The sequence below is a fragment of the Spirosoma sordidisoli genome, from assembly GCF_004138325.1.
GTDB classification, from domain to species: domain Bacteria; phylum Bacteroidota; class Bacteroidia; order Cytophagales; family Spirosomataceae; genus Spirosoma; species Spirosoma sordidisoli.
Genome location: NZ_SBLB01000001.1, coordinates 382,582 through 395,178 on the forward strand (window position 1 = coordinate 382,582; position 12,597 = coordinate 395,178).

The window sequence follows — 12,597 nt, forward strand, 5'->3', positions numbered from 1 at the left end:
GGCCAGGCCGCTCCTTTCTCACCACTCTATAAGTTCCGGATGTATTTCTGCCCACCGAGGTAACGCATCTGCCGGGCAATCTGGCGGGTTCGTCGCTGTACGTAATTCGACGGCTTCTGGATCGACAACTGGCGGGGATTGGGCAGAACAGCGGCAATACGGGCCGCTTCGTTGCGGCTGAGCGTGGCGGCTGAATGGCCGTAGAACCGCTGGCTGGCGGCTTCTACCCCAAACGTCATCGGCCCCGTTTCGGCCACGTTCAGATACACTTCCAGAATCCGTTTCTTGCCCCAGATCAGCTCGATCAGTACCGTGAAGTATACTTCCAGGCCTTTACGGATGTAGCTCCGCCCGTTCCAGAGAAACACGTTCTTGGCGACCTGCTGCGAAATGGTGCTGGCACCACGCGGCCGTTTCCGATGCTGGTTCTCCTTGATCGCATCCTGGATTTCGTCAAAATCAAACCCCCAGTGCGTCGGGAAGGCCTGATCTTCGGACGAGACCACGGCCAGGGCGGCTTCTTTGCTGATCTCGTCGTAGGGTCGCCATTTCTTGTAGACCCGCCCCGGCTCGTCGGTACCGACCGTATCGAACCAGCGCGACACAACCAGGGGCGTTACCCAGACCGGCACGTACTTAAGCACGATCACGTAGCCGATCGACCCGAAGAAGAGCCACAGAAACGCCTTGATGCAGAACCAGTAGGCCCGTTCCAACAGGGGTCGCTGCCGGATGAACCCACGCGCCTGCTGCCAGCGACCCGTCTTCTGCAGGCGGCTCGTTGACGCATGAGTCGCTTTGGGGCGGGGTTGCTGCGGCATATCGCGAAAGGTGTTGGCACGACGTTGCGGATTCATAGAAGCGGGTCTGTTGCGCGAAAATAGCAGTATTGATACCGGAAATCCGAACACCGAATCGACAGGATAAACAATTTCTATTCTGGGGCAACACCCAACCAGAGCGTTACTCCACAAAGAGCGTGGCGGCTACCCGGTCGGCAAAGAGCTTACCGGCCTGGGTCAGAAGCAACTGCCCGCTCTCGTTCGTCAACCAGCCCGACGCATACAGGCCGATCAGTTCGCGGGCCTGCACCTGCGTAAAGTCGGCGCCCAGCAGTTGGCTCAGCTCAGCCACTGAACAGCCCCACTGGGTACGCAATCCCGTCAGGAGGTACTCGTTCACCTGATCGGCTACCGACAGCTCCTCCACGGTGGCGGGCAACGTACCGGCGCTGATCGCAGCGATATAACGTCCATTGTTGGCTATGTTGTATTGGCGCGAGAAACCATTGTATGAATGGGCACTGGGGCCGATGCCGAGGTAGGGCCGGCGCTGCCAGTAGGCCGTATTATGCCGGGCATACTGGATCTGCCCCCTGTCGTTTGGCCGGGCAAAGTTGGAGATTTCATAATGGCGGTATCCGGCACCGGTCAGGGCCTGGGTCAGCTCTTCAAATTGTGTAGCTGCGAGGCCCTCATCGGCGGGGGGCAGTTTCCCGGTTTTTGTCCACCGGCCAAACGCGGTATCCGGCTCGATGGTCAGGGCATAGGCCGACAGGTGGGTAACGGGCAAGGCCAGCATGGTCTCCACATCCGTTTGCCATGCCGACGTGGCCCGGCCTGATGACGTGGCCCGGCCTGACGTGGCCCGATCAGGAATGCCGTAGATCAGGTCTACGCTCAGGTTCTCAAACCCGGCGTCGCGCGCCTGGCTGACGCAGGCGCGCGCTTCGACGGCCGTATGGGCGCGATTCATCCACCGGAGGGTCGGCTCGTCGAAGGTCTGGATTCCGATGCTGAGCCGGTTCACGTAGCGGTTCAGGATGTGAAGCTTGTCAGGACTCAAATCATCCGGATTGGCTTCGAGGGTTATTTCGGGCAACGTACCGCTGGCACCGGCTACCAGGGTAAACTGTCGGTAAATGGTATTGAAAAGCTGATCCAGCTCGGCCTCGGTCAGCAGGGAAGGCGTTCCCCCGCCCAGGTAGATTGTCTCCAGCGTTTTGTCGGGCAGATAGTCGGCCTGCATGGCCAGCTCAGCGCATAACGCATCGACCAGCGCCGATTTCTGCCCCAGGCTTGTACTAAAGTGAAAGTCGCAGTAATGGCAGGCCTGCTTGCAGAAGGGTATGTGAACGTACAGATGCATGTAGGTATATGACACCAAACCAGAACCGCAGGTTCCGTTGCCTCAGCCCTATCTAACCGGCCCGCAACCGGTCAGCGCAGCGATTTTTCCAGCACAATAGTTAGCCCATGCGGGCCCTGCAGGGTCCCGGTAATGGCAAAGCCGAAACGCAGATTGAGAATCAGCATCTCGCGCCACTGGTTATAGGTTTGGGTACGGATGGTATGATAGCCCTGGTCACGACACCAGTCGTGCTGACGACGCATCAGCTCTGACGCAATACCCTGCCCCCGACGGGTCGGATCGACGCAGCCCAGCCAGCTGTAGAAATGACCGGGTTTGCGTTCATACCCCAGCTTACAGCCAACCACCTGTTCGTGAAGCGGATCGATAGCCAGCTCGGCCAGTAGTGGCGTTCGGGCGTGCTGATAGTGTAACTCGGCCAGCAGGTCGGCCTCGGGACGAGAAAAAACGGAACTGAGGAGGTGAAGAAAAGACGCAGCCAGGGGTTCGGCAGGCAAGCCAGCCACCCGTTCGTACTGAATATTCATCTGGCAAAGATGGTGTACAGACGTCAAACGTTCGGCAACTTCCGGCCGATCAGTCGGGGCATTTCTTGCAGCGTTTGCCCTTTTTGTACTTCTTGCAGCATTTCTTCAGCACGCACTCCTGCCCAACGAAAGCGTTGAACGACAGAAGCGGCTTCGCATCAGAGGCAGGAAGGGTTGTTACAGAAGAGAAAGAATCGTCAGTCATGACTGTTTACTGGCTGCTGGTACACTGCAAAGGTATATCTATTTAGATTTAATACAAATAAGATTTATGAAAAAATTCTGGGTCACTTTGGGCCTGTGCCTGGGAGCCGGTATAGTACTGGCTCACGAGTTCTGGTTGCAACCTAGTCAGTATTTTGCCCAGGCTGGCAACCGGATCAGCCTGAAGATTCTGGTTGGCGAAGGGTTTCTGGGCGAACCTTCGGAGGGTAAGAAAAACCGAATTATTCAGTACAGGCACTACACAGCTAACCGTATTACCGACCTCAGCCCAACCCTATCCGGTGATACCTACAGTGATGTATCCGTGGTGCTTACTTCACCCGGCACTCACCTGTTCAGTTTCAGCAACACGCCCAAATTTCTGACGATGAAGGCCGATAGCTTTCTGCTGTATCTGAAAGAAGATGGGCTTGACGGAGTTATCGCGGCCCGGCAGCAACGGGGCGACAGCCGTAAGCCCAGTCGGGAATTGTACCAGCGCTGCGTGAAAACTCTCGTGCAGGTAGGCCAGAAAACAGATCGGACTTTTGCGACCAATACCAACTTACCGCTCGACATACGGGCCAGCCGAAACCCCTACGACCAGCGGGCCGGGCAGCAGGGCGAATTCCAGGTTTTATTTGGCCAGAAACCCGTTGCCAATGCGCTGGTCCGATACTGGAACCGCAACGCAGCCAACCGACTTTCTGAAGAACGGCAACGATCCGATCGGCAGGGACGCGTTCGGTTCCGGCTCCGATCGGGTCAGAATATGATCAGTGTCGTACATATGGTTCCGGCCAGCGATACAGCCCAGGCCCGGTATGGTCGGGCCGATTGGCATAGTTACTGGGGCAGCTTGACGTTTGGCTGTCGATAACCCCAAATTTGTATGAACACCCTGCTGAACAGCCTGGACCGCTACCGGGCTTATGCACCATTCCTGATTCGGCTGGTGGTTGCCTACCAGCTTTTCGACGCTGCGGGTCATACGGCACTCAACCCGGCAGAGGGCTTACCGGGTTATGCCGACTGGCTTACCAGCCTGGGATTTCCGCTGCCGATGGTGAGTGCAGCGCTGTCGGCTTATACCGAATTTATTGGCTGTATCCTGCTGGTGCTGGGCTGGAAAACCCGCTGGGCCGCCCTGTTCCTGATCATCAACTTTTCGCTGGCCCTGCTGGTTGCACACGTAGCCATCGGCGACACCTTTAAAAACACCCTTCCGGCCCTTACTATCTGGGCTGTAAGCGTATTCTTACTACTCAACGGTCCTGGCAAACCATCCATTGATGAAGGCATTTAACTGGCTATCCCTTAGCGTTTTCGTCCTGACCCATACGGGACTGGTAGCTCAGACTCCAGTCCTGCGCGACACCCTGCTGACGGGCTATACACGCACCGCTCTGACCCCACTCTATTACGGCCAGGGTACCGACCGACTCGGCGGAGCCCGCATGGAAACCCTCGACTCCGGGGTCGTACTCCGGCTAACCGGGCTCGATACAGTATCCAGATTATGGCGGGTGCGGCTTTCTCCTACCCTGTCGGCCTTTGTACCTACGGATCAGATCATTGCCGACACCCTGACGGCCAGTCAACCCGGTTCGGCGAGGTTCATCAACAACTGGACCGTATCGGGCGACTCGACCCGGCCCTTCGACTACGTGGCGGTTCGGTTGCCCACCCGACTGCCCTACCGGAGTCAGGTGCACAACGACCCCGGCCGGCTTATTGTCGATGTTTTCGGCGCCACCGCCAATACGAACTGGATTACCCAGCTGTCTTCGGCTACTGAAGTGAAGCGGGTCTGGTTTGAGCAGCTCGCCGACGAAACCGTCCGGATTTATATTGATCTGAAGCACCGGCAGCCCTGGGGTTACGCGATCTATTATCAACGCAACACGCTACTGATCCGCGTGCGTCGACCGCCCGGCCGAGCCCGCTTACGGGACCTGGTAATCGCCGTAGACGCAGGGCATGGCGGCTCCAACACGGGTGCGCGCGGCCAGCAGACCGGAAAACTGGAGAAAGAGATGACGCTCGATGTAGCCCTGCGGCTACAACGGCTCCTCGAACGGGCCGGTAGCCGGGTGCTCATGACCCGCGCTACCGATACCCTGCTGGGCCCCACCGCCCGGATTCTGGCCATGCGCCGGGCGCAACCCAACCTGCTCGTCAGCATTCATTTCAACTCGGCCGGTAATGCAGGCGTGCGCGGAGTCAGCACGTACTACAAACACCCGGGTTTCCGACCGTTGAGCCAGCACATTTTGCACGAGCTGCTGCAAATCAGAACGAACGACGGCCACCCCAACGAGTTTGGAAACGTTGGGCACTTCAACTTTTTCTTCAATGCCCCAACCGATTACCCCAACGTGCTGGTTGAGGGACCGTTCCTGAGCAACCCCGCCGACGAAGCCCTGATTACCGACAGGCGGTTTCGCCATCGTATGGCCAAAGCCATCCGACGAGGCATCCGACAGTTTCTAGCCGACAGCGTACGCTAGTATATCGTTAAATCAGGATGTCGCCCACCAGATAGAGTTGCACCTGCCCGGCAATATCGACCCGTTCGCCGTTGAGTTTGCAGCGCAGGTAACCGCCCCGCTGCGAAAGTTGGCGGGCCGTTAGTTCGTTTTTTCCCAGCTGTTCGGCCCAGTAGGGTGTCAGGGTAGTATGGGCCGAACCCGTTACGGGGTCTTCATCGATGCCGGACTGAGGGCCGAAGAAGCGGGACACGAAATCGACGCCACTATCGGCATCGCCCGGCGCCGTTACGATCACGCCCCGGGCCGGTACGGTGGCCATCTCCCGGAAATCGGGGGTCAGCGCTTCAATCTGTTCCTGACTTTCGTAAATCAACAGGTAGTCCGTTTTCCCTCTGTACACCGCCCGGGGTTTTTCGCCCAGGCTGGCTACCAGCGCGGGCGGCTGCACATTCGCTTTGTGAACAATATCGGCCGGGAAGTCGAGCGTGAGCCAGCCATCATCACCGCGGCATACCTTGAGCAGGCCGCTGCGCGACTCAAAGAAAATCTGGTCGGTATCCGGTTTCTCTTCCAGATAAAAGACAACATGCCCGGTTGCCAGGGTCGCATGACCACACAGGTCGACCTCTACCGTTGGCGTAAACCACCGGATATGGAAGGTAGCGTCCTGATCGGTTTGTACGTAAAAGGCCGTTTCGGCCAGGTTGTTTTCAGCCGCAATTCGCTGCATCTGGTCGTCAGGGAGCCAGGCTGGAAGCGCCACCACAGCGGCCGGATTGCCAGCAAACAGCTGGTCGGAGAAAGCGTCAAGCTGATAAATTTTCATAAGGGGTGACCGGGTTCTATGGTTCTATTCAGGAATAGTGCTTTATAGACTGCAACTGTTCGAACAGCTGCGGGGTAAACTGGGTAAGCGATGGTAGTATCAGATCGGCCAGGGCAAACTTCGGGTCGCGGATTTCAAATTCGGCCGGTACCGCTACCGTTCGCATACCAGCCGCATGGGCCGAGGCCAGCCCCGTACCCGAGTCTTCGAACGCCAGACACCGGGCCGGATCGATACCCAGTTTACGGGCCGCCCCAAGATACACATCGGGCGCAGGCTTGTTCCGTTTTTCCAGCGTAGCCGAATGCCAGAGCACCAGCCTGTCGCGAATACCCATCCGGTTAACGACTACTTCGATAAGACTCATCGGCGAGGCCGAGGCTATAGCCGTAGCCACACCCCGTTCGGCGAAGAAGTCGAGTATGGCCAGAGCGCCCGGCATCGGTTCGGCTAGCTGGCCAATCCGTTCGTGAGCGCCCTCGGTAATGGTAGCCCCGATTTCGGATCGGCTGTGGCCGGGCGTTTCGACCCAGGGGCTGCGTCCGTACCAGTAGTCGACAACGGCTGGTATGGGCATGCCTGTCGTTTGCATACACTCTTCGTCGGTGAGGTTCAGCCCTACGGTCCGAAAAACCTCCTGCTCTACTGACCGCCAGTGGGGTTCTGAGTCCACCAGCAGCCCATCCATATCAAAAATAGCTGCGTGTATCAACGTACTAGAGTCTCACCATAACCTGGGAGACAGTTGGGTTAAGCGTTTGCATGACCGGATTGCTGCTTGCAAAGGGCCGGTCGCCCATGACCTGTTCGGCCAGCTTCTGGTCGTTCACCGGGGCCGAATCGATCGAAAACCGAACACTGAGGAGCGAAAGCTGTCCTTTTGGTTGTAATACTCCCCCCTGCCAGTCGCCCACCAGGCCACCCATGTCCCAGCCGAAGCCGTAGAGCTGGAAGGGCCGACCGTTAATTGTCTCGACTTCGCGCAGGGTACTACCAATTTTCAGTCCATTTTCCAGCGCCCAGCGCGAGGGTTTGCCCGAGCGACCACTCTTTTGGTGCGACGGTCGTAACAGAATAGCGTCGGGTTTACTGAATGTCCTGGTATCTTTCCAGATAATTTCTGCCTGATCAGGTGTGCCGCGAAACAGGGTGGTGCCAACGGTCGTCTCGCCCTCGGCCACGTAGATGGTATCATGCGTCACAACAGCCGGGCCTAGGCGGGCCATCAGCGAGGCTTCGGTAGAGGTAGCCGTGATGGTACCGACCCGTTTGCCGGGAACGATCAGAAAAGCCCTGGCGTCGATTGGCTGGCGGCTGGTTGCGGTGGCAGCCGCAACTGGTTCTGTGTTTGTTGTATCGGCCCGTTGCCGGCACGATTCTGCCAGCCAGGCCACCGTTGTCAGTAGGAAAAGCGTAGTACGAAACATAATCACTAGACGTCAGCCTGGCGAAACGGTTTTACATCGATGCGGTCCCAGACGCGTTCAACGATATAGGGATCGGTGAGCAGATACTGCCGGAGCTGCTCGTCAGACTCCAGTTCCAGCATAAGCATAGAACCGATCATTTGCCCATCGGGGTCGAGCAGTGCCCCGCCCAGAATGAACTGCCCGTTGGCCTTGAGTTGACGAACATAATCGAGGTGGGCGGGCCGAACAGCCATACGCCGGTCCAGACTGGCAGGGTGATCATACGCGTGGATGACGTATTTCATGAGCTTCAAATTCGCGGGTTGTGTGGCAAGATACCATCTTTCGCCGTTTTCATCCCATAGTCCAGCGGGTTCGTCCCACATTTTTGTCGTGCCCGGCCGGGTACTTTAGTTTTGCGTCATTCTTACCAAAACACCTATATAGATCGCCTTTTCATGGAAACGAATTTCAGATCAACCGATTTTCCGACAAACGCCCCGCCGAGTGCTACGCCAACGCCCTATCCGTCGCTGCTGCAGGCCTGGGGCCTGATTGGTCTGCTGCTGCTGGCCGGCATTCCGGCCGCTCTGCCGTCGTTACTCATCAGCCAGCTGGCCCCCGACCTGAAAGCCGTTGGCGACACCCTGGCCTACATACTGGCCTTTAGCCTGACCATCTGGTTTGCGTTCCGGCAGCGCCGGTCGTCGGCTCTTTCGTTTGCTCCGGTAGCGCCGGCGGTATTTCCGCTCGTGGCGCTGGGTACGGTGGCGCTGGGTCTGCTGATCGAACCCCTGACCTCGGTACTGCCCACGCCCGACTGGCTCGAGCAGCTTATGCGGGATGCGTTTACCAAAGACGCCATTTTTTCGGCGGTCGTCTGCGCGCCCATCCTGGAGGAGATTCTGCTACGGGGCATTATCACCGACGGGTTTCTGAAACGCTATTCGCCCACCCAAGCCATTGTCTGGTCGGCCGTTATCTTCGGGGTGATGCACCTCAATCCGGTACAGACAGTGGGTGCTACGCTGCTGGGGCTGGCGCTGGGCTGGTTGTATTACCGCACCCGATCGTTGTGGCCCTGTATCTTTTTACATTTCGTCAATAATAGTATCGGATCGCTGGGTTTGTACTTCGACGAGTCGCCCGATATGAGCGTTAATTACACACAACAGTGGATCGGCGACAACAATCTGTACGTGGCTTTGCTGGTCGTTGCGGCCGTTAGTTGCTACGGGGTCTATCGGGCACTCGACCGGATACTCCCTCAGCAACCGGCCTGATTCCCTTCCTCCATTCAGTATCGATTCTGTTTTTATACCCGATGAAGCCCCTTTCCTTATCGCTGAGGCTCCCCCTTCCGTCAGTTGTCAAACGATTCGTCGTGAACCGGGAGGTTCGTTTACTCCTGATTCACCTGCTCATCTGGGTAACCGTTAGCCTGGTTCAGTACTACCTGATGATTCGGTTTGTACCCGCCGGTAAAGCCCCCGCCGGTACAGCCGTCATCTATCAGTACGCCAGTCAGCCATTTGTGTACCTCCAGATCACGCTGCTGATGAATCTGATCTTCGTGATTTGCGTACACGGCTGCTACTGGTTCTACCGGTGGGTATTCGACCGGGACCGCCGTTGGAGCGCCCCCGTATTTTTCGGGTTTGCGGTAGCCCTCTTCATCGGGTTTGCCTTTCTGATGGGTATTTACGCCGGTATCTTCGAGCGGCATATCGACCAGGCCATGGTCGTCAGCAGCGTTAGTTTTTCGTGGGTATACGCCCTCGTATTCACGTTCGTTCGGGCCTACCGGCAACAAAAACGCGATCAGCAGCGCTTGATCCAGCAAAAGACGCAGGCCGAACTGGCAGCCCTGAAAGCCCAGGTGAACCCCCATTTTCTGTTCAACACGCTGAATAATCTCTACGGCACCGCCCTCACCGGCGACTCGGACCGAACGGCGGTCGGTATCGAACACCTGTCGGGGGTAATGCGGCACATGGTCGAAGAGTCCAAACGCGACCGGACACCCATCGGCAAAGAGATCAAGTTTCTGGAAGACACCATCGAGCTGCACCAGATGCGCATACCGCGGCTCGACACCATCCGGATTCAGTCCATCATGCGCTGGGACGGCCTGCAGGCCGAGATTGCCCCGCTGCTGCTGGTATCGTTCATCGAAAATGCCTTCAAGTACGGCATCAGCATGAGCCAGCCCTGCTTTGTCGACATCCGACTCACTGTAGAGCAGGGCCAGCTGTCGTTCCGATGCCGCAACAGCATTATCCCAACCAACCGGCTCGGCGCCAGTACCGGCACCGGCATAGACAATGTACAGCAGCGCCTGGCCCTGCTGTACCCCAAGCGGCATACCCTTACGATTCAGGAAGAAAACGACGTGTTTGACGTTACCCTGACGATTGTGCTCCAAAACAGCTAACGCCTTCGGCATTTCTTGCTAATTTCCGGCTTTCAAGCCTGTTTTCCCCATGTCCTTCTGTCTATGACCCGCTTCTCTGGCTGGCCGCTTCTGCTGTTGACGGCCGCAGCATCGGCGCAGCCGACTCCCCCATCACGACCTACCCTCACCGTCGAAACCATCATGCAGGACCCCAGGGGATGGGTAGGCACCTCCCCCTCCAGCCCCTTCTGGTCCGACGACTCCAAAACGCTGTACTTCAGCTGGAACCCGACCCGCGAACCGGGCGACTCGCTTTACAAGGTAACCTTTAGCGCGGGTAAAACCCTGGCCCCGACAAAACCGCTTAAAGTCAGCCCGACCGAAAGACGAACCCTGGCCACTCCGCCCAACGCCGTCTTTAACCAGGCCCGCACCCAGCGACTCTTTGAACGCCAGGGCGATCTGTTTCTGGTGGATGTAAAGACCAATGCGCAACGACAGCTGACCAATACCGTCGAGACCGAGAGCGACCCGGCCTGGATTCAGTCGGGGTCGGCGGGTGCCGGGCAGCGGATCGTTTTTCGGCGTAGCCCGAACCTGTTCAGCCTCGACCTCTCCACCGGTCTCCTCACCCAGCTAACCGATTTCAAAACCGGATCGAAGAAGGGCGACCCCAAACTGACCGACGAAGAGAAATTCCTGAAGGCCGATCAGCTGCGCCTGTCGGCCGTACTTGCCGAACGAAAAGCGAAGAAAGACGCTGCCGACCGCATCACGAAGGCCGACCGCCCCCGCCGGCCGAAAGAGATCTACCTCGACGATAAGCAGCTCGTGAACCCGCTGCTCAGCCCCGACGGTCGGTTTATCACCTACCGGCTATCCCGGTCGGCCAGCGCCAAAACGACCTTTGTGCCCAATTATGTTACAGAATCGGGCTATACCGAAGACATTCCGGGCCGCACGAAAGTAGGCGCTCCGCTGGCAGCCCAGGAGTTTTTCGTTTATGACATCCAGAAAGATACCGTTCGCAGCGTACCGACAAAGGAGATTCCGGGTATTACCGATCGGCCGGCCTTTCTGAAAGCCGGCAGCAAAGCCGATACCAGCCGGAAAGCCCGGCCCGTTGTCATTAGCGGCCCCGTCTGGTCAGAGGATGGGAAACTGGCCGTTGTGGTCGTTCGGTCGCAGGACAACAAAGACCGCTGGATCATGCGGCTCGACCTGGCCGACAGCCCCCAGTTAACCCTGCTCGACCGCCAGCACGACGATGCCTGGATTGGCGGTCCGGGGGTCGGCCCAAACGGCGGTACGGGTAATCTCGGCTTCCTGGCCGATAACCAGACCATCTGGTTCCAGTCTGAGGCCGATGGCTATTCGCACATCTATACAGTAAACGTACTGACCCAAGCCCGTAAGCAACTGACATCGGGCAAATTTGAGGTGCAGCAGGCGTTTCTATCCAGAGACAAAACGCACTTTTTTCTGCAAACCAACGAAGTGCATCCCGGCGAGCAGCACTTTTACCGGATGCCCGCTACGGGTGGCGCCCGTACCCGGCTCACTACCATGACCGGAGCCAATGATGTGACGCTGTCGCCCGACGAAACCCGACTGGCTATCCGCTACTCGGGCAGCACCCAACCCTGGGAGCTATACGTGTCGGCGCCGGCCGAACTTCAGTCGGCGACGGCGTCGAAGAAGACCGGCGCCACTCCAACCCCGATCCGGTTGACCGACTCCCCTACCGACGCGTTTAAAGCTTACCCCTGGCGGGAACCCAATCTGGTTACCATTCCCGCCCGCGACGGGCAGTCGATCTACGCCCGGCTCTACAAACCCGAGAAAGCCAATGGCAAGAGTGTGGTGTTTGTACACGGGGCCGGGTATCTGCAAAATGCCCACAAATGGTGGAGCCAGTACTTCCGCGAGTACATGTTTCATAACCTGCTGACCGATCAGGGCTATACCGTTCTCGACATCGACTACCGGGCCTCGTCAGGTTATGGGCGCGACTGGCGCACGGGTATCTACCGGCATATGGGCGGTAAAGACCTGACCGATCATGTCGACGCGGCTCAGTGGCTGGTAAAAACGCAGGGAGTCGACGCCAATCGTATTGGCATTTATGGCGGCTCGTACGGCGGATTCATTACCCTCATGGCCCTGTTTACCGCGCCTGAAACGTTCAAAGCGGGGGCAGCGCTACGTCCGGTAACCGACTGGGCGGCTTATAACCACCCCTACACGGCTAACATTCTGAACGAACCCCAGGCCGACTCACTGGCATACCGGCAATCGTCGCCCATCAATTTTGCCGAAGGGCTGCGCGGGCATCTGCTCATCTGCCACGGAGTTGTCGACGTAAACGTGCACGCCCAGGATGCCATCCGGCTGGCCCAGCGGCTCATCGAACTGAAAAAGGAAAACTGGGAGCTGGCTCTGTACCCGGTTGAGGATCACGGCTTCGTAGAACCCACCAGCTGGATGGATGAATACAAACGCATCTTGAAGCTCTTCAACGAACGGCTTTAGACCAATCCGTTGGACGCAGGCAGGGTATGCCTGCTTTACAGGTATGAGTACGAGGTTTCAG

Annotated in this window: 14 protein-coding genes; 6 read left to right on the top strand and 8 right to left on the bottom strand. The window is 57.8% G+C overall.

Annotated elements, in window-relative coordinates:
- Positions 1-26 precede the first annotated feature (26 nt).
- The 4 genes from mtgA to EQG79_RS30900 all read right to left on the bottom strand — a co-directional run bounded on the left by mtgA (position 27) and on the right by EQG79_RS30900 (position 2,883).
- Positions 27-857 (bottom strand): monofunctional biosynthetic peptidoglycan transglycosylase, encoded by an 831-nt coding sequence (gene mtgA / locus EQG79_RS01920; RefSeq protein ID WP_170315638.1) that lies wholly within the window; start codon positions 855-857, stop codon positions 27-29.
- Between the two features lie 106 nt (positions 858-963).
- Complete coding sequence (hemW, locus tag EQG79_RS01925; protein ID WP_129599569.1) at positions 964-2,148, bottom strand: radical SAM family heme chaperone HemW; 1,185 nt, start codon at positions 2,146-2,148, stop codon at positions 964-966.
- A gap of 71 nt (positions 2,149-2,219) precedes the next feature.
- Positions 2,220-2,678 carry a GNAT family N-acetyltransferase gene (locus tag EQG79_RS01930; protein WP_129599571.1) on the bottom strand — a complete coding sequence of 153 codons (459 nt, stop codon included), beginning with the start codon at positions 2,676-2,678 and terminating at the stop codon, positions 2,220-2,222.
- Between the two features lie 49 nt (positions 2,679-2,727).
- On the bottom strand, positions 2,728-2,883 hold the full coding sequence (locus tag EQG79_RS30900) for a hypothetical protein (RefSeq protein WP_165358825.1): 156 nt from the start codon (positions 2,881-2,883) through the stop codon (positions 2,728-2,730).
- Positions 2,884-2,949: 66 nt separating this feature from the next.
- On the opposite strand from EQG79_RS30900, the gene EQG79_RS01935 reads away from it, so the two are divergent.
- Genes EQG79_RS01935 through EQG79_RS01945 form a run of 3 tightly spaced genes read left to right on the top strand, consistent with a single transcriptional unit; the run spans position 2,950 to position 5,392 of the window.
- Positions 2,950-3,762, top strand: a complete 813-nt coding sequence (locus tag EQG79_RS01935; protein WP_129599573.1) for a DUF4198 domain-containing protein — start codon at positions 2,950-2,952, stop codon at positions 3,760-3,762.
- A 12-nt stretch (positions 3,763-3,774) separates the two neighbouring features.
- On the top strand, positions 3,775-4,188 hold the full coding sequence (locus EQG79_RS01940) for a DoxX family protein (protein WP_129599575.1): 414 nt from the start codon (positions 3,775-3,777) through the stop codon (positions 4,186-4,188).
- Positions 4,175-5,392: an N-acetylmuramoyl-L-alanine amidase gene (locus EQG79_RS01945; protein WP_129599577.1), complete on the top strand. Its 1,218-nt coding sequence runs from the start codon at positions 4,175-4,177 to the stop codon at positions 5,390-5,392. The genes EQG79_RS01940 and EQG79_RS01945 overlap by 14 nt, the downstream gene beginning before the upstream one ends.
- Positions 5,393-5,399: 7 nt before the next feature.
- Here EQG79_RS01945 and EQG79_RS01950 read toward each other — a convergent pair whose 3' ends face one another.
- From EQG79_RS01950 to EQG79_RS01965, 4 genes are read right to left on the bottom strand one after another with little or no spacing between them, the layout of a single operon-like run.
- On the bottom strand, positions 5,400-6,200 hold the full coding sequence (locus EQG79_RS01950; protein WP_077920051.1) for a PhzF family phenazine biosynthesis protein: 801 nt from the start codon (positions 6,198-6,200) through the stop codon (positions 5,400-5,402).
- Between the two features lie 28 nt (positions 6,201-6,228).
- Positions 6,229-6,912 (bottom strand): hexitol phosphatase HxpB, encoded by a 684-nt coding sequence (hxpB, locus tag EQG79_RS01955; RefSeq protein WP_129599579.1) that lies wholly within the window; start codon positions 6,910-6,912, stop codon positions 6,229-6,231.
- A 4-nt stretch (positions 6,913-6,916) separates the two neighbouring features.
- Positions 6,917-7,627, bottom strand: a complete 711-nt coding sequence (locus EQG79_RS01960; RefSeq protein ID WP_129599582.1) for a hypothetical protein — start codon at positions 7,625-7,627, stop codon at positions 6,917-6,919.
- Positions 7,628-7,632: 5 nt separating this feature from the next.
- Positions 7,633-7,914, bottom strand: coding sequence for a YciI family protein (locus EQG79_RS01965; RefSeq protein WP_077920054.1), 282 nt, complete (start codon positions 7,912-7,914; stop codon positions 7,633-7,635).
- Between the two features lie 153 nt (positions 7,915-8,067).
- Between EQG79_RS01965 and EQG79_RS31195 the strand changes: the two genes are divergently transcribed.
- The 3 genes from EQG79_RS31195 (at position 8,068) to EQG79_RS01980 (ending at position 12,536) form a co-directional block, all read left to right on the top strand.
- Complete coding sequence (locus tag EQG79_RS31195; protein ID WP_206445572.1) at positions 8,068-8,892, top strand: CPBP family intramembrane glutamic endopeptidase; 825 nt, start codon at positions 8,068-8,070, stop codon at positions 8,890-8,892.
- Between the two features lie 41 nt (positions 8,893-8,933).
- Positions 8,934-10,043: a sensor histidine kinase gene (locus tag EQG79_RS01975; RefSeq protein ID WP_129599584.1), complete on the top strand. Its 1,110-nt coding sequence runs from the start codon at positions 8,934-8,936 to the stop codon at positions 10,041-10,043.
- Positions 10,044-10,106: 63 nt separating this feature from the next.
- Positions 10,107-12,536 carry a S9 family peptidase gene (locus EQG79_RS01980; RefSeq protein WP_240699245.1) on the top strand — a complete coding sequence of 810 codons (2,430 nt, stop codon included), beginning with the start codon at positions 10,107-10,109 and terminating at the stop codon, positions 12,534-12,536.
- The last annotated feature ends 61 nt before the right edge of the window (positions 12,537-12,597 follow it).

Bases quoted from the DNA above. Each gene is read 5' to 3' on its own strand.
- hemW (WP_129599569.1), bottom strand. From the start codon at position 2,148: ATGCATCTGTACGTTCACATACCCTTCTGCAAGCAGGCCTGCCATTAC.
- EQG79_RS01945 (WP_129599577.1), top strand. From the start codon at position 4,175: ATGAAGGCATTTAACTGGCTATCCCTTAGCGTTTTCGTCCTGACCCAT.
- EQG79_RS01975 (WP_129599584.1), top strand. From the start codon at position 8,934: ATGAAGCCCCTTTCCTTATCGCTGAGGCTCCCCCTTCCGTCAGTTGTC.
- EQG79_RS01930 (WP_129599571.1), bottom strand. From the start codon at position 2,678: ATGAATATTCAGTACGAACGGGTGGCTGGCTTGCCTGCCGAACCCCTG.
- EQG79_RS31195 (WP_206445572.1), top strand. From the start codon at position 8,068: ATGGAAACGAATTTCAGATCAACCGATTTTCCGACAAACGCCCCGCCG.
- EQG79_RS01980 (WP_240699245.1), top strand. From the start codon at position 10,107: ATGACCCGCTTCTCTGGCTGGCCGCTTCTGCTGTTGACGGCCGCAGCA.
- EQG79_RS01965 (WP_077920054.1), bottom strand. From the start codon at position 7,914: ATGAAATACGTCATCCACGCGTATGATCACCCTGCCAGTCTGGACCGG.
- EQG79_RS01960 (WP_129599582.1), bottom strand. From the start codon at position 7,627: ATGTTTCGTACTACGCTTTTCCTACTGACAACGGTGGCCTGGCTGGCA.
- EQG79_RS01950 (WP_077920051.1), bottom strand. From the start codon at position 6,200: ATGAAAATTTATCAGCTTGACGCTTTCTCCGACCAGCTGTTTGCTGGC.
- EQG79_RS01935 (WP_129599573.1), top strand. From the start codon at position 2,950: ATGAAAAAATTCTGGGTCACTTTGGGCCTGTGCCTGGGAGCCGGTATA.
- EQG79_RS01940 (WP_129599575.1), top strand. From the start codon at position 3,775: ATGAACACCCTGCTGAACAGCCTGGACCGCTACCGGGCTTATGCACCA.
- EQG79_RS30900 (WP_165358825.1), bottom strand. From the start codon at position 2,883: ATGACTGACGATTCTTTCTCTTCTGTAACAACCCTTCCTGCCTCTGAT.
- mtgA (WP_170315638.1), bottom strand. From the start codon at position 857: ATGAATCCGCAACGTCGTGCCAACACCTTTCGCGATATGCCGCAGCAA.